At 67.4% G+C, this 20,353-nt stretch carries 12 protein-coding genes and 1 pseudogene; 9 read left to right on the top strand and 4 right to left on the bottom strand.

The features are described 5' to 3' along the window. Positions 1 to 173: 173 nt before the first annotated feature. The 5 genes from ACO0LV_RS05680 to ACO0LV_RS05660 all read left to right on the top strand — a co-directional run bounded on the left by ACO0LV_RS05680 (position 174) and on the right by ACO0LV_RS05660 (position 7,098). Positions 174 to 2,540, top strand: coding sequence for a glycoside hydrolase family 3 N-terminal domain-containing protein (locus ACO0LV_RS05680; RefSeq protein WP_424786892.1), 2,367 nt, complete (start codon positions 174 to 176; stop codon positions 2,538 to 2,540). Between the two features lie 14 nt (positions 2,541 to 2,554). Then, positions 2,555 to 3,589 carry an ABC transporter permease gene (locus tag ACO0LV_RS05675; protein WP_424787002.1) on the top strand — a complete coding sequence of 345 codons (1,035 nt, stop codon included), beginning with the start codon at positions 2,555 to 2,557 and terminating at the stop codon, positions 3,587 to 3,589. A 41-nt stretch (positions 3,590 to 3,630) separates the two neighbouring features. After that, positions 3,631 to 4,521, top strand: coding sequence for a carbohydrate ABC transporter permease (locus ACO0LV_RS05670; RefSeq protein ID WP_424787001.1), 891 nt, complete (start codon positions 3,631 to 3,633; stop codon positions 4,519 to 4,521). 68 nt (positions 4,522 to 4,589) lie between these two features. Further along, entirely contained in the window at positions 4,590 to 6,266 is a 1,677-nt protein-coding gene (locus tag ACO0LV_RS05665) for an extracellular solute-binding protein (RefSeq protein ID WP_424786891.1), read from the top strand. Between the two features lie 133 nt (positions 6,267 to 6,399). Further along, positions 6,400 to 7,098 carry a glycosyltransferase gene (locus tag ACO0LV_RS05660; RefSeq protein ID WP_424786890.1) on the top strand — a complete coding sequence of 233 codons (699 nt, stop codon included), beginning with the start codon at positions 6,400 to 6,402 and terminating at the stop codon, positions 7,096 to 7,098. 359 nt (positions 7,099 to 7,457) lie between these two features. On the opposite strand, the gene ACO0LV_RS05655 is transcribed toward ACO0LV_RS05660, so the two are convergent. Continuing rightward, a complete protein-coding gene (locus ACO0LV_RS05655) occupies positions 7,458 to 9,413 on the bottom strand; it encodes an endo-1,4-beta-xylanase (RefSeq protein WP_424786889.1) in 1,956 nt (651 codons plus the stop codon). A gap of 530 nt (positions 9,414 to 9,943) precedes the next feature. Here ACO0LV_RS05655 and rsgA point away from each other — a divergent pair. The 4 genes from rsgA to ACO0LV_RS05635 all read left to right on the top strand — a co-directional run bounded on the left by rsgA (position 9,944) and on the right by ACO0LV_RS05635 (position 18,301). Next, a complete protein-coding gene (gene rsgA, locus ACO0LV_RS05650; RefSeq protein ID WP_424786888.1) occupies positions 9,944 to 11,041 on the top strand; it encodes a ribosome small subunit-dependent GTPase A in 1,098 nt (365 codons plus the stop codon). A 153-nt stretch (positions 11,042 to 11,194) separates the two neighbouring features. Then, positions 11,195 to 12,106 (top strand): cation diffusion facilitator family transporter, encoded by a 912-nt coding sequence (locus tag ACO0LV_RS05645; RefSeq protein WP_424786887.1) that lies wholly within the window; start codon positions 11,195 to 11,197, stop codon positions 12,104 to 12,106. A 98-nt stretch (positions 12,107 to 12,204) separates the two neighbouring features. Beyond that, positions 12,205 to 13,593, top strand: coding sequence for an alpha-L-fucosidase (locus ACO0LV_RS05640; protein ID WP_424786886.1), 1,389 nt, complete (start codon positions 12,205 to 12,207; stop codon positions 13,591 to 13,593). A 1-nt stretch (position 13,594) separates the two neighbouring features. Then, positions 13,595 to 18,301, top strand: a complete 4,707-nt coding sequence (locus tag ACO0LV_RS05635; protein WP_424786885.1) for an ExeM/NucH family extracellular endonuclease — start codon at positions 13,595 to 13,597, stop codon at positions 18,299 to 18,301. A gap of 110 nt (positions 18,302 to 18,411) precedes the next feature. Here ACO0LV_RS05635 and ACO0LV_RS05630 read toward each other — a convergent pair. From ACO0LV_RS05630 to ACO0LV_RS05620, 3 genes and pseudogenes are all read right to left on the bottom strand, one after another. Then, positions 18,412 to 19,173 (bottom strand): annotated as a pseudogene (locus ACO0LV_RS05630) (ABC transporter permease). Beyond that, positions 19,170 to 19,970, bottom strand: a complete 801-nt coding sequence (locus ACO0LV_RS05625; protein ID WP_424786884.1) for an ABC transporter ATP-binding protein — start codon at positions 19,968 to 19,970, stop codon at positions 19,170 to 19,172. The pseudogene ACO0LV_RS05630 and the gene ACO0LV_RS05625 overlap by 4 nt, the downstream one beginning before the upstream one ends. Then, the gene (locus ACO0LV_RS05620) at positions 19,967 to 20,353 is read right to left on the bottom strand and encodes a DUF1048 domain-containing protein (protein ID WP_424786883.1); all 387 of its coding nucleotides are present in this window, start codon (positions 20,351 to 20,353) and stop codon (positions 19,967 to 19,969) included. The genes ACO0LV_RS05625 and ACO0LV_RS05620 overlap by 4 nt, the downstream gene beginning before the upstream one ends.

Raw genomic sequence — 20,353 nt, 5'->3', positions numbered from 1 at the left:
CCTATTGCTCCGATGCGAAAGTTTCGGCTTCAGGGTATCACCATGACCATGCCGTTACCGAAACGTTGTTTGACGAGTTCGGGCACATCCACTTAAGGTCGCACCAAGCAACTTTCGCTGCTTTCACGAAAGTTTCGATCAGAGTGTAGGCACAACGAAGTGGACCGGAGCCGATGACGACGGACATAAGCGCCGAACGCACCGCTGAGTCGCAGGTGCCGCCTTGGCGTGACCGCACCCGCACACCGGCGGAGCGCGCCGATGGTCTTCTCGCCGAGATGACCCAGGCGGAGAAGCTCGGTCAGATCGTGGGGTTGTGGGTCGGCGCGGACGCCTCGGGAGCCGGAGTGGCCCCGAACCAGTCGGACATGCCCCAGGGCCTGGAGTGGGAAGCCGTGATCGCCGACGGCCTGGGCCAGCTCAGCCGGCCCTACGGGACTGCCCCGGTGGAACCGGCGCTGGGAGCACGCTCGCTGGCGCACTCCCAGCGTGAGGTGATGGCGGCCAACCGATTCGGCCTCCCGGCACAGGTGCACGAGGAGTGCCTGGCCGGCTTCGCCGCGTGGCAGGCCACCGCCTTCCCGATCCCGCTGTCCTGGGGCGCTTCGTTCAATCCCGAGCGGGTGGAGCAGATGGCCACCCTGATCGGGCAGAGCATGCGGGCCGCCGGCGTGCACCAAGGCCTCTCGCCCGTGCTCGACGTCACCCGGGACTACCGGTGGGGACGCACCGAGGAGACGATCAGCGAGGACCCCTTCCTGGTGGGGATGGTGGGTGCCGCCTACGTCCGCGGCCTGGAGTCGACCGGCATCGTGGCCACCCTGAAGCACTTCGTGGGCTATTCGGCGTCGCGGGCCGGGCGGAACCTGGCCCCCGTCTCGATCGGCACCCGCGAGTTCGCCGACGTCCTTCTTCCCCCGTTCGAGGCGGCGTTGCGCCTGGGCGGGGCCCGTTCGGTCATGCACTCCTACACGGACATCGACGGCGTGCCCTCGGCGGCGGACACCTGGTTGCTGACCGACCTGCTCCGGGACACCCTCGGCTTCGAGGGCACCGTGGTGGCCGACTACTTCGGCGTCCGCTTCCTCGAGCGGTTGCACCGGGTGGCGGCCGACGGATCGCACGCTGCCGCTCTTGCCCTGACCGCGGGCGTGGACGTGGAACTGCCCACCATCGACGCCTACGGCGATCCGCTCGCCCGTGCCCTCGCAGAGGGCCGGGTCGCCGAGACCATCCTGGATCGGGCGGTGCGGCGGGTCCTGATCCAGAAGATCGAACTCGGTCTGCTCGACGCCGACTACACCCCGGAGCAGGCCGATCCCGAGTCGCTGGCCCTCGACCCGGAGCCGGCCCGCGAGGTGGCCCTGGAGATGGCGCGGGAGTCGGTGGTGCTGGTGGCCAACGACGACGCCCTGCCGCTGGCACCAGGCGCCTCGATCACGGTGGTCGGCCCCTTGGCGGATGACCCCTACAGCATGCTCGGGTGCTACTCCTTCCCGGCGCACGTTGGAGCCCAGCATCCCGACCACGAGATCGGCATCGACATCACCACGGTGCGGGCCGGTCTCGAGGCCGAACTCGGCAGCGTCCGGTACGCCCGAGGCTGCGACGTCACCGACACCGACCGCGCCGGGCTGGCCGAGGCCGCCGAGGCGGCCCACGCGGCGGATGCATGCGTCGTGGTCGTCGGCGACCGGGCCGGGCTCTTCGGGCGGGGCACCTCCGGAGAGGGGTGCGACGCCGCGGATCTGGCCCTGCCGGGGATCCAGGGCGAACTGATCGAGGAGATGCTGGCCACCGGCACCCCGGTGGTGCTGGTGCTACTGACCGGTCGCCCGTACGCGCTGGGACATTATGCCGACCGGGTCGCGGCCATCGTGCAGGGCTTCTTCCCCGGCCAGCACGGCGGTCGGGCCATCGCCGAGGTGCTCACCGGCACGATCAACCCCTCCGGCCGGCTGCCGGTGGGTATTCCCCGGGACCGCGGTGGTCAGCCCGGCACCTACCTCGCCGCCCCGCTCGGCCAGGCCTCCACGGTCTCCAACCTCGACCCCAGTGCACTCTTCCCCTTCGGCCACGGACTGACCTACACCTCCTTCGAGTGGAGTGAGGCGACAGTGGCCGGCGGTGGAACCGAGTGGGACACGGCCGGGCAGGTCACGGTGGAGTTGACCGTCACCAACACCGGGGACCGGCGCGGCACCGAGGTCGTCCAGGTCTATCTGGAGGACCACGTGGCGCAGGTGACGCAGCCGGTGCGCCGCCTGATCGCCTTCGCCCGGGTGCCGCTCGATGCCGGAGCCTCCGCTGGGGTGCGCTTCACGCTGTCGGCCGACCTCACCTCCTTCACCGGACTCGCCGGCGAGCGAATCGTCGAACCCGGGCAGGTCAGCCTGCATATCGGGCGCTCGGTCACCCAGACCCTCGCCAAGGTGGACCTGAGCCTGACCGGCGCCCTACGCACGGTGGGCCACGACCGCGAACTGGCTCCCGTCGTCGTCGTCGATCCCGGCGAAACTACTGCGGGGGTGTCATCGTGACCGCACCTCAGCCCATGCCCGGAGCAGGCATCCCCCCGGGCCGCGAGATCCCGGGGCCCGGCGTCGCCGTGGGGGTCGGAGTCGGCGACGACGGCCCCAGCGGCGGGCCGCGCAAGGAAAGGCCGCGGTCGTGGCTGGGCCGGCACGGGCACGAGTGGCGGATCGCGCTGAAGAAGGACTGGCGGCTGTACTCCCTGCTGGTGCTTCCGGTGATCTGGTTCCTGATCTTCCGCTACATCCCGATGGCGGGAAACGTGATCGCGGTGCGCCGGTACCGTCCCGGCGGGAGCATCTTCGGTGACGAGTTCGTGGGCCTGCGGTACTTCCGGATGATCCTGGGCGATGCCAGCTTCTGGAACGCCTTCGAGAACACCCTCATCCTGGGCGGGTTGAGCCTGGCCATCGTCTTCCCGCTGCCGATCATCCTGGCGCTGATGCTCAACGAGTTGCGTTCGCGGGTGTTCAAGCGCACCGTGCAGACCATTTCCTACCTGCCGCACTTCATGTCCATCGTGGTGGTCGCGGCGATGGTGCTCCAGATCGTCTCGATACGCGGCACAATCAACCAGATCCTCGACGTGTTCGGGGCCGGTCCGATCTCCTTCATGCAGCAGTCCGAGTGGTTCCGGACCATCTTCATCACCTCGGAGATCTGGCAGACCGTCGGCTGGGGCACCATCCTGTACCTCGCCGCACTGACCACGATCGATCCACAGCTCTACGAGGCCTCCCGGGTTGATGGGGCCAGTAAGTGGCGACAGACGTGGCACGTAACCCTGCCGGGGATCCGGCCCACCATGGTGGTGTTGCTGATCCTGAATATGGGCAACTTCCTCTCGGTCAGTTTCGAGAAGGTGCTGCTGCTCTACAACCCGTTGCTGTATCCGACCGCTGATGTCATCGCCACGTATCTGTACCGCGTGGGGCTGCAGGGAGCGAACTTCTCCTACGCCGCGGCCATCGGCTTCTTCGAAGCCATCATCGGCGCCATCTTGATCGTGGGCGCGAACCTGATATCGCGCCGTCTGGTGGGGGAGAGTCTCTGGTGAGCACGTCAGTCGATGTCAAGGCCAAGGGCCGGGCAAATGAGATCCTGGGCGTCAACGAACAGGCGACCAAGATCAAGGACAGTCGCGGCTACACCGTGTTCCGGTGGTTCAACGCGTTCTTCCTGATCCTGGTGTGCCTCCTCACGCTGTACCCGTTCGTCAACGTGATCGCGCAGGCGTTCTCCGCCGAGATCTACATCACCCGCGGCCAGGTGAACCTGTTCCCGCGCGGATTCAACGTCACCACCTTCGAGGCGGTGATGGGCGACAGCCGGTTCTGGACCAACTACCGCAACACCGTGGTCTACACCGTCACCGCCACCGCGATCTCGATGGTGCTGACCACCACGTTCGCCTACGCGATCAGCAAGAAACACCTCAAAGGCCGCAACGTCTTCATCGCGATCGCGCTGTTCACGATGGTCTTCAACGGCGGCCTGATCCCGAACTACGTGCTCGTGGACAACCTGGGGATGCGTAACACGATGTGGGCGATCGTGATCCCGAACGCGATCAGCGCGTTCAACCTGCTGATCATGAAGTCCTTCTTCGAGAACTTCCCAGCCGATCTCGAGGAGGCGGCCCGGATCGACGGCCTGCACACCTACGGGGTTCTGTGGCGCATCGTGTTACCGCTGTCCAAGGCGGTGATCGCGACCATGATCCTGTTCTACGCCGTGGCGTTCTGGAACCAGTGGTTCTTCGCGTTCATCTACCTCGATGACGCGAATCTGTACCCGGTCACCATGTACCTGCGCAACCTGATGGCCGGCGCGCTGTCCACCGAGGGTCTGGGCACCGAGAGCGCGCAGATCAACTCCAACATCCAGGCCGTGGCGATGTTGCTGACGATGCTGCCGATCCTGTGCCTGTACCCGTTCATCCAGAAGTACTTCGTCTCCGGCGTGATGCTCGGAGCCGTCAAGCAGTGAGCGTCGCTGCCCACTGCCAGTCCCGAATTCGATCGTCGCGAACGACGACGTTCACCATTGGAGGAAAGATGAGGAATACACGAAGAAGGGTGCTCGCAGGTATCTCGACCGCGACTGCCACGGCCCTGGTGCTGGCGGCCTGCGGCGATGGTGGCGGCGACGACGTCGACGCCGAGGAACTCCTCGAGGACGAGTCCCAGAACGTGGGCGCGATGGAGGACTTCTCCGTCGGTGACACGTTCGTGGCCACCACCGATGAGCCGCTGGAGATCTCGGTGATGTACCGCGATCATCCGAACTACCCGCTCGATGAGGACTGGATGTTCTTCGACGTGATGGAGGAACGCCACAACGTCGTCTTCAACAACCAGGTGGTGCCGCTGTCGGACTGGGCCGAGGGCCGCTCGCTGGCGATCGCCGGTGGTAATGCCCCGGACGTCATCCCGGTCACCTACGCCGGGGACGAGGCTCAGTTCGTCGGCTCGGGCACGATCCTGCCGATCTCGGACTACCTGGACCTGATGCCGCACTTCACCCAGAAGGCTGACGAGTGGGACCTGTGGGAGGAGATCGAGCAGCAGCGTCAAGTCGACGGGCGTTACTACATGATCCCGGGCCTGCACGAGAACCCCTTCCCGCAGTACTCGCTGGTGGTCCGTAAGGATCTGTTCGAGGACTCCGGGTTCACCGAGGACCCCGAGACCTTCGACGAACTCGCCGACCAGCTCGAGACGGTCATGAACGACCATGACCTCGACTACGGCTGGACGGAGCGGTGGAGCGGTGGCGGCCCGATGGAGGCCACCGTGAGTTTCATGGCCGATTCCTTCGGCACCTCCGCCGGCTGGGGCTTCGGTGATGGTCTGAACTACGACCACGACGCCGGCCAGTACGTCTACGCCGGTGCCCAGGACGGTTACCGGGACCTGCTGACGTACCTCAACGACCTGGTGGAGCGCGGGGTCCTGGACCCCGAGTCGGTCAGCCAGGACGATGACACCGCCATCGCGAAGTTCACCAATGGCCAGGCCGCGGCGATCGCGGGCAACAACCAGGAGATCCTCAACTACCGGGACGGCTTCGATGACCCGGATGTGGAACTGCGGATGATCCCGGTGCCGGCCGGCCCGGCGGGCAATGTCACCACCGAAGGTCGAACGGAATCCGGCCTGATGTTCTCCGCCGATCTGGCGGACAAGGAGACGCTCGTCGCGACCCTGCAACTGGTCGACTGGCTGTACTTCTCCGACGAAGGCCAGGAGTTCGCCAAGTGGGGTGTGGAGGGTGAGACCTTCGAGCGTGACGGCGACACCCGCATCCTCGACGAGAACATCGACATCCACGGCATCAACCCCGACGCCGATGAGTCACTGAATGTGGACTACGGCTTCCACAACGGTGTCTGGATGCCCGCACAGGGTTCGACCGAGGACCTGGTCCAGTCGATGCTCGGTGATGAGATGGTCGAGTTCCTGTCCATCATGGGAGAGAAGGAAGTGATCCCGCCCGGGCCTCCCTACCCCTACGACGAGGCCGAGCAGGAGACGCAGTCCCTGACCTCCAACACCCTCGGTGACGCCGTGCAGCAGAACACCGCTGCCTTCATCATCGGCCAGCGCTCACTCGACGAGTGGGACAGTTACGTGGCCGAACTCGAGGGCCTCGGGATGGAGAACTACGTCCAGGTTGCCAATGAGGCCGTCGAGCGCGACGTGGACGAGGACGCCTTCGAGGACGACGAGTAAGACCACTCGGCCGTACTTGAGAAGGTTCCGTGTCCCGGTGACGACGGGGCCGGTGGCAGCACATCGCCACCGGCCCCGTTCGCATCGGGGCAGAATGCGTCCAAGACGAACCCCCGACCTGGCAGGTATGACCATGACCTCTGACCGTTCAGCGGCCCGCGACCCCGGCGATGGCGTCCTCGGCCGCGGCACCGGCTCGATCTACTGGTTCCTCGTCGTGGGCTTGTTACTCGTCCTGACCACCCTTCCGGGCACATTGCCGCTGATGCTGCTGGATCGCTCGACGAGCAACATCCCGCTGGTCGCGCTCTGCCTGGTTCCGGCCGGTCCGGCGCTGTCTGCCGGGCTCTTCGCCATGCGGGACCGGTACCGGGCCGAGTCGCTGACGCCGATGGCCTCATTCCTGCGCGGCTACCGGCTCAACGTGGTCGAGGTCCTCAAACTATGGGTCCCCGGGCTCGCCGTGCTCACCATCATCGGCATCACCCTGGCCAACCTGGAGTACGCGGGCGTACCGGGCGGCTACGGGGTGGTGCTGGTGGTGCTCGCGGTGCTGTTCTCGGTGTGGGCCCTGAACGGGCTGGTGATCACGTCCTTCTTCGCGTTGCGCACCCGCGACGTGGCCCGGCTGGCCGTGTACTACATGGCCAGGACCCCGCTCGTGGCCCTGGGCCTGCTGGCCATGCTGGTGGTGGCTGCGGGCATCGTCTACTTCACCTTCGATGTGGTGTTGTTGCTGGTCAGCCCGATCCTGGTGTGGCTGCTCCTGCGCACCTGCGATGCGATGGTGAGCCACGTGGAGGCGAACTTCATCGCCCGCGGCGGCTCCTGACACTCCACTTGCTCAAGCACGTTGCCAGTGCTCAAGCAAACTGCCAGCCGGCCCGGACAGTGCCGACCAATCGGCCCCGATGCCGAGTAGGCGACTGCACACGATGCAGGGTCAGCGGGACCACCAGGGGTTGTCGGCACGCTAGCGACCCCGTGCGCCGCGGGCCGGCTTTGGCAGGCGCCGCCCGGCCTGCCGACCCGCCCCACAGCGGTCGAGGGCGAGCCCGAGCGCCGAGGGCGAGTGCTAGACCGCTCGTCTTCGGCCATAACTCTCGCCTTCGGCGGGGTGCGGGGTGCGGGGTGCGGGGGTGGCGGGGTGCGGGGTGCGGGGTGCCGGTGTGCCGTCAGGGGCCAGGGTCCTCAGAGCATCGCGAGGATCCGCTCGGCCTGCTCACGCAGGTCGGTGCGGGCCTCGTCGGTGAGAGCGTCCGGCCGCTGCGGACTGTCCAGGTTCCGGATGAACCTGTCCATGGCCTGCGCGGCCGGGTCGGTGCGCCCGCCCTCCAGGTGCCGCTGCGCCTGCTCCAGTGCGTTCGTCAACCTGTGCGAGATCGGGCCATCGACCGCGCCGGCATGCGTGTGCTCCTCCAGCGCACCCGCGAGCGCGATCACCGCATCGACCGGGTCCTCCGCTGCTGCAGCGGGCCAGTCCACGAGGAGTTCGTCCTCCTCACCGTCGCCCCCGATGCGTTCCACGGTGAGCCAGTTGATGGTGTAGGCACTGCCGCCTCCGCCACCCCGAACGGCGATGTTGCCGATCAAGCCCTCCTCAGGCTGGTCGCCGTCCAGCATGATCTCGGTGACCAAGGTGTAGGTGCCCATGTTGATCAGTCCGGTGAAGTAGGCCGGGATGTGCTCCGCCACATCTCCGCCTCCGTACTGGTGGTCATTGACCACCACGCCGTCCGCCTCGGTGTACCCGCCGTTGCTGTTGTCTTTGACCCAGCGAATCCGGACGGAGTTGGTTCCCAGGATTGTGGTGTTCACGCTCAGGCGGTACCTCGCGCCGGGCTCGGGTGTGAAGGCCACGAGACCGTCCTCACCGGCCGTCGACCACGGCCATTGCGAGGAGTCGTTGCCCAGGATGATGTTGGCGCCGGTGTAGGCGTCGCCCCGTCCGACGTCGTAGACGTGCACTCCGTCAACCGGCTCAAAACCGTCTTCGAAGTCCGGCTCCATCCACTCGTGGGCGGCGAGGAACTCCTCCGGCCACAGGATGCCGAGCAGCGCCTGCTTTGCCAGGCCGTCGTAGTCGTAGGGCATCGCGAACTCGCCGCCCCGCCAGCCGGTCTCGACGTCCCGGACCCCGGCGAGTTTCACCGCGGTGATCACGCGAGGGTTGCCGGTCGTGTTGGCAGGGCCAGCGGCGAACTTGCGGAATGTCTGGAACAGTTGGGCGTACTGCATGCCCTGGTTGTTCTCCTTCCACGCGTCGAGTTCCCCCGGGGGCACGCCGACGTCCATCTCGGTGATGTTGATCTCGATGCCGGGGAGCGTCGCGAAGAGCTCGATGTTCGCCTCGACGTTGCTGATGTCGGTGTTCAGGCCGTAGTGCCCCTGCATGCCGATCACCTCGATCAATTGTCGCCCGTCCGGCCGGACGCCTACGTTGCGCTCGTTGATCTCCTTGACCATCTCGTAGACCACCTGGGCCTTGGCCGGGTCGTTGAGCCCGAAGTCGTTGTAGACGAGCTTGATGTCCCACCCGTTCTCGTCGACGACCTCCGCGGCCTTCTGGAAGGCCAACTCGACCCAGTCCGAGCCGAGCGCCATGTACCAGCCCTCGCCCTTCGCCAGGGAGGCGCGCCAGTCATCGGTATCGGCGGTCCCGACGGCCTCGTTGACCACGTCGATGGCCTGCAGGTCCGCGCCGTAGTATCCGAGGACGTTCTCGATGTGGCTGTTCATGTTCTCGAGCGCGACGTCGGCGTCGAACTCTCCCGGCTGGTCGTACCTGGCGGGAGGGGCGTCCCACATCCAGGTGGGCGTTTGTGAGTGCCAGGTCAGGGTATGACCGTAGAAGAGCATGTCGGGATTGTGCGCCGCATGCTCGGCCATCGCCGCGTCGGCCGCATCGAAGGTGAAGACACCCTTCTCCCGCTGGGTGTTCTCCGGCTTCATCTCGTTGCCGGGTGTGTACGACGCGTAGTTGTAGACCAACGCGTCCATGTCGTTACCCCGGCCGAAGATGCCGACGTGGAAGTAGTCCTCGTAGACATCCTTCATCGCCGGGTAGTGCTCGAAGGTCTGCTCGGCGGGTGGCAACTCGTCCTCCGGCGCCGCGTTGGCCAGCCCCACCAGGGAGGTGCCGGTCAACAGCGCCGCTAAAGCCGCAGCAAGACCAGCACGGGTCGAGCGGCTCGTGCGGTCACTCGACCGTGTGGTCGCGGTTGTCTTGCCACTTCGTCGTTGAGCAGACACAGATGACTCCCTCTGCAGCGATCGGGCCCTTCGGGCACGCACGGTGCTGTGTGATCAGCCGAGGCCGCCTCACTCCACTGCGAGGAGGGCCTCGTTGTGCAATAGAAGGTATGGCGGAGAGCGTGCCTCGTCAATGACTTTCGGGAACTTTCGTTAAAGTTCTGACCGACCAGCACGCCACCTGGACCGGCTCAACCCCTTAGTTCTGGCGATTTGAGTGGCTCCCTGCCCCAGGAACAAGCCCGCATACGGTGTGGCATCGGCTGGCGCACCGGAATGCCCACGAAATGTTTCGAAGCGCCGGTGCTCTCGTTCCCGTAGGTCTCGCCGTGGTGCGCAGTACGGAGGATGTCCTGGTGATGTGGGCGGCTGATCGCCGGACATGGCCGCAAATTGCGTTGCGGGCGTTCGTACTGTGAACGGTGATGAACCAGCAGCAAGCCGCCTCCGGTGCTCCGGGCGCGCTGTCGCCCTCGCGATGGCGTGTGACCCGGGTGGACAAGGGCGCCATCCGCGCGATCCCCGACGACGGTATTCAGGTTGCCTTCGACGGTGGAACTGCGCATGGCATGCCCGACGACGACGCCGCCGCGCCGCAAGCAGCCGGCCGCACCTGGCGTACCGGTCCCGAGGGCACGCTGCCGGCGGTGGTCGGTGAGCCCCTGGCGCCGGCGGTGGGGGACTGGCTGCACGTTGCCGACGGGGTTGTCCGGATCGCACCGCGCATCAGCGAGTTGGTCCGGGACAGCGCGGATACCACCTCCCGCGAGCAGGTCATCGCCGCGAATGTGGACACCGTGTTGATCGCGGAGCCGTTGGAGCCGCTGCCTGCGCTGGGGCGGATCGAACGGCTGCTCACCATCGCTCACCGCTGCGGTGCGCGGCCGGTGGTGGTGCTGACCAAGGCTGATATGGTCGCCGACGCCGACTTCTGGGTGGAGCAGGTGCGCGCGGTTGCGCCCACAGCCAGGGTGCTCGCCCTCAGTGCCACCACGGGTGCGGGCATCGACCACCTGCGAACCGTTCTGGACGACGCCTCAACGCTGGTCCTGGTGGGGCCCTCGGGAGCGGGAAAGTCCACACTCGTGAACACCCTCGCGGGTACGGAGGTGATGGGCACCGGCCGGGTGCGCGGGGACCAGCGCGGAATGCACACCACCACCCACCGTGAACTCGTGCCGCTGGGGCCGGGACAGGCGCTGATCGACACCCCGGGGCTGCGCTCGATCGGGCTGGTGGCCACCGAGGACGCGGTGGCCTCCACGTTCGAGGATGTGGAGTCGATCGCCGCCGGATGCCGGTTCGCCGACTGCGTCCATGACCGTGAACCGGGCTGCGCGGTGCAGGCCGCGGTGGAGTCCGGGGAGTTGGCCGAACGCCGGCTGGACTCCTGGCGCTCGCTCCGCCGGGAGGCGCAGCGCCAGGCGATGCGTGCCGACGCGCGGCTGGGCGCGGAACAGAACCGACAGTGGCGCCGGGGGAGCAAGGCGGCCCGGCAGGCACGCTCGCGTGCGCGGCGGTAGCCAGGACGGGTTCGGAGGCCGGGTCATCGTCTGCGATTGATAGCATCGGCCTATGGCGATGCGCGCCTGCGGCTTGGTGGGTGCCCGTGGCCGGGGCCGGGCCAACGACCACTCGCAGACCACACCGGCGCTGCTGCCGGCCGGAGCGTGGCCATGACCGAGCACTACGTGCCGGTGACCGCCGGTCAGAAGTACCGGTCCCGGATCGCGTTGGCGCTGGTGATCACCGTAACCGTGATGGTGGCCGAGGTGATCGGTGCCGTGCTGACCGGTTCCCTCGCCCTCCTCGCCGACGCCGGCCACATGCTCACCGACTCCGCCGGGCTGGCTATCGCCCTGGTCGCCACCTGGCTGGCGGCGCGCCCCGCGAGCGGACGGTGGACGTTCGGGTTCCAACGAGCCGAGGTGTTCGCCGCCCTGATCAACGGGGTGCTGCTTGCGGTGATCGCCGTGGTGGTGATCATCGAAGGGATCCGGCGTTTGCTCGAGCCTCCCGAGGTGCAGGGCCCGCTGATGCTGGTCTTCGGTGTGATCGGGTTGGTGGCCAACCTCATCGCGCTCCGCCTGCTGTCCGCCGGCAGGTCCGAGAGCCTGAACGTGCGCGGGGCCTACCTGGAGGTGCTGGGCGACCTGCTCGGTTCGGTTGCGGTGATCGCCGCGGCGGTGGTGATCGCGTTGACCGGGTGGAGCGCCGCCGACGCGGTGGCCTCGTTGGCGATCGGACTCATGATCGCCCCGCGCGCGGCCCTGCTGCTGCGTGACGTGGGGCGGGTGCTGCTGGAAGGCACCCCGGAGGATCTGGAGCTGACCCGGGTGCGTGAGCACATGAGGAGCGTGGACGGCGTGCTGGACGTGCACGACCTGCACGCCTGGACCATCACCTCCGGAGTCCCGGTACTGAGCGCGCACGTGGTGGTGACCGATGAGGTGCTGGATCCGACGCAGTTCTGCCGGGTGCTCGACGCGGTGCAGGACTGCATGCGCGGACATTTCGACGTGCAGCACTCCACCATCCAGATCGAACCGGCCAGCCACAGTCACACCGAGACCGGCACGCACCCCTGAGGGCTGTCCTCACGCGTTCTACGCAGAGACGCTGGCACCCGGGCGCGCCACGTGGTGGTGATCGCGGAGAGGACGGCCGGCCGGTAGCCTCGCCGACCATGCCGCCTCTGCCGAACTCCCCGACCATGCGACTCATCCCGCCCAGCCCGGGTCAACGGGCCTGGCAAGACCTGGAACTGGGCTTCTTCTGCCACTTCGGCGTGAACACCTTTCACGGCATGGAGTGGAGTGACGGCACCTTGCCGGCGGCGAGTTTCAATCCGCGCGACCTCGATGCGGCTCAGTGGGTACGGACGGCGCAGGACGCCGGCGCGGGCTACTTCATCCTCACCGCCAAACACCACGACGGGTTCTGCCTGTGGCCCACGGCCACCACCGACTACTCCGTGGCGTCCTCGCCGTGGCGCGACGGCCGGGGGGACGTGGTGGCCGAGGTGGCGCGCGCCTGCCGGGAGGCCGGCATGCCGTTCGGGTTGTACCTGTCGCCATGGGACCGCAATGCCGCCTGCTATGACGACCCGGACGCCTATGACCGCTTCTACCAGGCGCAACTACGGGAGTTGTGCACCGGTTACGGACCGCTGGTGGAACTGTGGTTCGACGGCGCCGGCAGCCACGGACGAGCCTATGACTGGGACGGCGTCATGGCCGTCATCGACCAGTTCCAGCCGCAGGCGATGGTCTTCAACATGGGACGGCCCACGATCCGCTGGATCGGCAACGAGGACGGCCTGGCCGCCGATCCGGTGCACTACGTGGTCGAGAGCACCGAGGTGTCCAACTACGTCTCCGACACCGCAGCCCTCGACGCACCGCGCTACCTGCCCCCGGAGTGCGACGTCTCGTTGCGCCGCGGTTGGTTCTGGGCTCGTGACGATGAGCCCAAGTCCACCGAGCACCTGCTGGGGATCTATTACCGCTCCGTCGGGATGGGAACGAACCTGCTCCTCAACGTCCCGCCCGATGACCGCGGGCTGATCGGGGATGACGACGCGGCCAGGCTGCGCCAGTGGCGCACCGAACTCGACCGGCGGTTCGCTCGGCCCATCCGGGCACACCTGAGCGGCTCCGGCGACGTCTGGACCGCCACCTTCGAGGAGCCGGTCACGATCGACCACGTCGAACTGGCCGAGGACTATAACGACGGCCAGCGCATCGGCGCCCATCGGGTGCTGATCGATGACGACGCCGCCCCGGCCCGCACGGATTCCGCCGGGGCCGGGGTGCTCGCCGCCGGGCTGAGCGTGGGTCACAAGCGTCTCCACGCCGTCAGCCCGGTCACCGTACGGCGGCTGCGCATCGAACTCCGGGGCGCATCGCCGCGGCTGCGCTCGGTGCGGGCCTACCGGGCCGGGACCAGCGGCTCGGGCCGCGTCGAGTACCGGGCCAGTACCGACGAGCCGGAGGCGAACCCCGCGGTAGCCGCGCGGCCACCGGCGGAGGAACAGTTGGTGAACGGGCTTGGCCGCGCGCGCGATCATCACTAGCGTGACGTGCGCCACAACCGGAGACCACCTGGGGGAGAGCATGCCGGCGAGTCGCCGTCACGTCCGCACGAGCACCCGTCCGCTTGCGTTGCTTGCCGGACTCAGCCTGATCGGTGCGGGCCTCGCCATTCCCGCGCAGGCCGCCCCCGGGGCCGCCGCCGGGGATGAGGTCGCCACCGCAGGGGATGAGGCCGCGGTGGCCGCCACCACGGCGGGCGATCCAGGCCCGGTGCCGGCCGAGGTCGGGAGCCTCGACCTCGTCGAGATCCACTACGCCGGAAGCGACGACGAGGACTTCATCGAGGTGGCGGCCCCGGCCGGGACCGACGCCTCGGGCTGGGTGGTCGGTTCGATCACCCGCGGCGACGCGCCCCACAGCGACGCCCACGTGCTCACCCTCCCCGAGGACACCACCGTCCCCGAGTCCGGGGTGCTGGACGTCGCGGTGCCGATCACCAACAGCACCTCCGGTGGATACGGATCGAGCGCGTTCGTGGTGACGTCCTTCGACTCCGGCGGCGAGATCGCCGGGTTCTGGACCATCGGCGAGCGGCCCGGTGGTCTCGGCACCACCGCCGGCCACGATGCGCGGCTGCCAGAAGCCATCCGTGGGGCCACGGCGAGCCCCACCGGAGTCACCGGTTCGCCGACCCGATCCATCCAATGGCTCAACGGCGAGTGGGTGGCCGCCGCCCCAACCCGCGGTGAACCCAACGACGCCGGTGAGGATGACCCCGGGGAGCCGGGCGACCCCGAGGAACTCACGATCGCGCAGGTGTGGGGCGCCAGTAACGGCACCACGGTCACGACCACCGGCGTGGTGACCGGTCACTACCCCACCGGCGGGTTCAACGGCTACACCGTGCAGACCGCCGGCAGCGGCGGGGATGGCGACCTGGACGGGCGCGAGGTCTCCGACGCGCTGTTCGTCTACTCCCCGAGCACGGTCGATGACGTCGGACTGGGCGACTACGTGCGGATCACCGGTACGCGCGGGGAGTACAACGGCCTGCACCAGATCAGCGTGGACACCTCCACACCCGGCCACCAGGTGGCGGTGCTGGACCAGGAGTTCGACCCCGTCGTGCCGATCGCCGACTTCGTGCTGCCGCACACCGAAGCCGAGCGACTGGTGTTCCAGAACATGCTGGTCCACCCCGCGAGCCGGTACGTGGTCTCCGACACCTACCAGCTCGGCGGGTTCGGCGACACCCGGTTCGGGTCAATCGGTCTGGGCCTGGACGGTCCGCTGGTGCAGGAGACCGACGTCGCCAACCCCGCGGACCCCGGGTACGAGGCGGTCGTGGCCGACAACGCCGCCCGCGCCGTCGCCCTGGACGACGGCCAGTCCACGCGGACACCCTTCGATGCGCAGGTGCCCTACCTGACCGGGGAGCCGAACGTGCGCACCGGTGTGGGCGTGACCTTCCACGAGCCGGTGATCGTGGACTACAGGTTCCAGTGGAACTTCCAGCCCACCGAACCGGTCACGGGAAACGCCGGTGACCTCCTCACCTTCGCCGGCGGGGACACGCGCGAGGCCAACGCCGCGCCGGCCGAGGTCGGCGGGGACGTCACCGTGGCGATCTTCAACGTGCTGAACTACTTCACCACCCTGGGTGCCGATATGCCGGACTGCACCTCCTACGACGACCGCGAGGGCAAACCGCTCACGGTGAACAGGTGCACCGATCCCGACCCCGGACCGCGCGGGGCCTGGGACGCGGAGGTGCTGTCCTGGCAACAGGACAAGATCGTCGCCGCGATCAACGCGCTCGACGCCGACGTGGTGGGGCTGTCGGAGCTCGAGAACTCCGCGCACTTCTCCTCTGACGGCAACCGGGACGAGACCCTGGAGATCCTGGTCGATGCGCTCAACGAGGGTGCGGGTGAGGACACCTGGGCGTTTGCGCCATCCCCGGCGCAGGTGCCGGACCTGGCCCACGACGACGTCATCCGCAACGCCTTCATCTACCAGCCCGAAGCGGTCGAACCGGCCGGTGAGGCCACGATCCTGACCGGACAGAGCCAGGACGGCCAGCCCTTCGCCAACGCCCGCGAGCCACTGGCCCAGCCCTTCGGCGTGGTTGGCACCGACTACGAGTTCCTCGCCGTCGTGAACCACTTCAAGTCCAAGGGCTGCAGCGGGTACGACGGTGACGTGGATGCACCGCAGTCCTGCTACAACGCCGACCGCATCGAGCAGGCGGAGTCACTGATCGCATTCGCTGACGAGGTCGCCGCGGACGCCGGTATCGAGGACGCCCTCCTCGTGGGTGACTTCAACGCCTACGCCGCCGAGGACCCGGTGCGGGTGTTCGAGGCCGCCGGCTACGCCAACGCCAACCCGGCCTGGAACCCGTCCGAGGGTGACTTCAGTGGCGACAACACCTACGTCTTCGACGGCCGGGTGGGTTCGCTTGACCACATCTTCATGAGCGAGACGGCGCAGGAGCGGCACACCGGCACCGAGGTCTGGAGCATCAACGCCAACGAGTCGGTCCTGGCCGAGTACTCCCGGCACAACTACTTCGCCAGTAGCCACTTCGACCCGGGCGTGCCGTTCCGCTCCTCCGACCACGATCCGGTCATCATCGGCCTCGACGTGCCCGATGACGAGCCGGGCGAGTTGGTGGATCTGAGCATCCTGTCCTTCAACGACCTGCACGGGCGGATCGGCTCCTCCGCGGACAACGTCGGGGACCCGGCCGTCGCCGCGTCGATGGCCTGCTTCGCGCAGAACTACCGCGACCAGAACGCGAACACCCTGCTCGTCTCCGCCGGGGACAACATCGGCGCGACCACCTTCACCTCCTTCATCGACCAGGACTTCCCCACCCTGGACGTGCTGAACGAGTTGGGTCTGGATGCCGTGGCGCTGGGCAACCACGAGTTCGACCAGGGTCGGGCCGACGTCGATGAGCGGGTGATCCCGTACAGCGACTTCCCGTGGATCGCGGCGAACATCGTCGACGACGCCGGTGAGTTGGTCTACGACCCGTACGTGATCGTGGAGTCCGGTGGGCTGGACGTGGCCTTCGTCGGTGCTATCACCGAGGACATGCCGAACCTCGTGACGCCGTCCGGTATCGAGGAACTGACGTTCACCTCGATGAGCGAGGCGGTGAACACCCAGGCGGCCGAGCTCACCGCCACCGGCGCCGCCGACGTGGTCATCGCCGTCGTGCACGAAGGACTGCCGACCACCTCCCTGGACAGTGCGGAGGGGACCGCGTTCGGGCAGTTGATCGATGAGGCGCACGATTCGATCAGCGCGATCATCTCCGGGCACACCCACGGGCGTTACGTTCACGACGTCGACGGGATGTGGGTGACCCAGGCCGGCCAGTACGGCGAGGCGATGGGGGTTCTGAACCTGACCATCGAGGCCGCCACCGGTGAGGTGGTGGACTCGGAGGCGCGCAACGAGTCGATCGACCCGGCCGGCAACCAGGAGTGCGCGCTGGGCCAGCGGGTGCGGGGCATCGTGGACGAGGCGCGGGCGAACGCGGCCGAACTCGGCGAGGTGGTGATCGGCGAGGCCACGCACGACTTCAACCGTGCCCGGAACGCCGGCGGTAGCGAGAACCGGGGCGGGGAGTCCGTGCTCGGTGCGCTGGTCGCCGATGCGCAACTGTGGGCCGCCCAGCGGACCCATCCACAGGCACAGATCGCCTTCACCAACTCCGGTGGGCTGCGCGCGGACCTCGCGGCGGGACCGGTGACAGTGCGTGACTCCGGGGACGTCCAGCCCTTCGCCAACACCCTGGTCAGTATCGAACTCAGCGGGGAGCAGTTGGCCCAGGTGCTGGAGGATCAGTGGCGCGCGAACGGGGAGTTCTCCAAACTCGCCCAGTCCGCCAACTTCCGCTACCTCTACGACCCCGACGCCGCAGCCGGAGAGCGGATCGGCCGGATGCTCCTGGACGGTGAGGTCGTCGAACCCCAGGAGTTCTACACCGTGGTGGTGAACTCACACATGGCCGGTGGCGGCGGAGGCATGACCACGCTGCCGCAGGGGCGCAACATCGCCGACACCGGCCAGTCCGACCTGGACGCGATGGTGGACTACATCACCGCCCAGGGCACCATCACACCCGACTTCACCCAGCGGGCCGTGGGCGTGCGCTGGATCAGCGACCCGGACGCGGTGTTCGGGCCGGGGGAAGAGATCGCGCTGGACGTATCCTCGTTCGTCTTCACCGCCGGTGAGCCGGTGCCCCAGGTGCTGCACACCACCCTGGGCGGGGTGGGCACCGGCGAGTTCGACCTGGACCCGACTCCGGTCAATAACACCGACGAGGCCGGGCGGGCCCAGATCCGCCTCACCGTGCCCGAGGGGTTGACCGGCGGTGAGCACGACCTGGAGATCGCCGATGAGACCAACGGGACCGTGGTGACGCTGCCGGTCACGGTAGCGGCCGATCCGGGCACGCCGACCGATCCGCTCGAGGCGGTCCTCGCGTTGCAGCACGTACTGGAGGACTACCGGGCCTCCGGTGACGTCGACGGCCCGATCGGGCACCAGTTGACGAACGCGCTGTCGCAGGCGCAGCGGCATCTGGAGGGTGGACGCGCCAACCCCGCCGAGCAGGCGCTGACCCGGTTCACCCGGCACCTGGACAACCCGAGGCGCCCGGACACCCTCTCCCCAGACGCCGCTGCCGATCTGCGCGAACGGGCCGTGGCGATCCTTGAGGTGCTCTGAGGGAGCGGGCGGCCGGGCGCCGGCGGGCTCGGTCGAGAGTGCCGCAGACGTGCCGGGGCAGACCGCCGGTTCCTGCCCCGTGCCGGGCGGGCCGCCGTGAGGCGAGTCGTCTACGAGATCTTGCGGCGGTAGATCCTCACCGCGATGAGGACGGCCACCAGCAGTACTCCGACGCACCAGGCCAAGGCGACCCAGATCTACTCGCCGAGCGCCTGACCAGTGAGCAGGTTGCGCAGTGCCTCCACGATCGGGGTGACCGGCTGGTTCTCAGCGAAGGCTCGCACCGCAGCGGGCATCGAGTCGGTGGGTACGAACGCCGAGCTGAGGAACGGCAGGAAGATCAGCGGGTACGAGAATGCGCTGGCTCCTTCGACGCTGTTGGCGGAGAGGCCGGCGATGACGGCCAGCCAGGTCAGCGCCATGGTGAACAGGATCAGAATTCCTGCGACCGCCAGCCATTCCAGCACACCGGCACTGGAGCGAAATCCCATCAGTAGAGCCACGCCGATGACGATGGTCAGTGAGATCAGATTGGCGACCAGCGAGGTCAGCACGTGTGCCCACAAGGTGGCCGATCGGGAGATCGGCAACGAACTGAACCGTTCGAAGATGCCTCTCTGCATGTCCAGGAACAGCCGGTACGCGGTGTAGGCGATCCCGGATGCCACGGTGATCAGGAGAATCCCGGGCAGCAGGTAGTTCACATAGTCGTCGGTACCGGCGTCGATGGCGCCGCCGAAGACGTAGACGAACAGCAGCAGGAACGCGATCGGCATGATCGCGGTGGTGATGATGGTGTCCGGGCTGCGGGCGATGTGGCGCAGGGACCGTCCGAGCAGAGTTCTGGTCTCGCTGAAGGCGTGCGTACTCATGATTGGTTCTTCTCCGGGGCGCGTGCGCCCGGGTCAGTGCTGGTAATGGCCAGGAAGATGTCCTCCAGGCTGGGCCTCTTCTCCACGTACTCGACCTCGGCCGGGGGCAGCAGTTCCTTGAGTTCGGACAAGGTCCCGTTGGCGATGATGCGTCCTTCATGCAGGATCGCGATCCGGTCGGCGAGTTGCTCGGCCTCATCGAGATACTGGGTGGTGAGCAAGATCGTGGTGCCCCCGCGCGCCAGTGTCCGGATGGAGTCCCACACTTCCAGCCGGGACTTGGGGTCCAGGCCGGTGGTGGGCTCATCGAGGAAGATGACCTCCGGGTCACCGATCAGGCTCATGGCGAGGTCGAGACGCCGCCGCATGCCGCCGGAGTAGGTGGAGGCCCTCTGTGCGCCGGCTTCGATGAGCGAGAACTTCTCCAGCAACTCCTCTGCGATGACGCGGGGATTCTCAAGATGACGCAATTGCGCGACCAGCATCAGGCTCTCCCGGCCGGTGAGCATCTCGTCCACGGCGGTGAATTGTCCGGTCAGGCTGATCGACTCGCGCACCCTGCCGGGGTCGCGGGCAACGTCGATACCGTTGACGAGAGCGGTCCCGGAGTCGGCCTCCAGCAGGGTGGAGAGGATCCGAACGGTCGTGGTCTTGCCGGCGCCGTTGGAGCCCAGCAGCGCGAAGATGCTTCCCGGTGCAACCGCGAACTCCACGCCGGTGAGGACCTCGTTGTCCTTGTACGTCTTGGTCAGGTTACGGACCTCAATGGCGGGCTTGGTGAGCGTCGTCGTGGTCATGGTGTGTCCTCCGCGTCCTGCCTCCGGGTCGCGTCATCGACGGACCTCTTCAGCCGGGCCTTCTCCTTGTTGATCCACTGGCTGTCGGTGTAGTTAGCAAGGAACTCGTCGGCGAAGTCCACTGGATCCTCGCCGATGATGTCGTTGATGGCGGTGCCGTCGGCCGCGGCACGTTCCATGAGTTCGGTGAGGTCGTCGAGCATCTGCAGCAACTCCTCACCGTCGCTGATCCCACCTCGGTGCATGAGATAGCGCTCGATGGCTTCCTGCGCCTGTTGGTAGCCGGCCGGCAGTTGCTTCACGCGTTCCTGCTGCTGCTTGTACCGCTTCTTCTGCTCGAGCGAGCCGGTCAGCCACTCGAACCACTTCCTTTTCTCTGCCAT

Origin of the sequence: Pseudactinotalea sp. Z1739 (assembly GCF_049725055.1) — a bacterium.
GTDB lineage: Bacteria > Actinomycetota > Actinomycetes > Actinomycetales > Beutenbergiaceae > CALKWS01.
The sequence above is the reverse complement of the archived record's forward strand: the minus strand, read 5'-3'. Positions and strand labels throughout refer to the sequence as shown.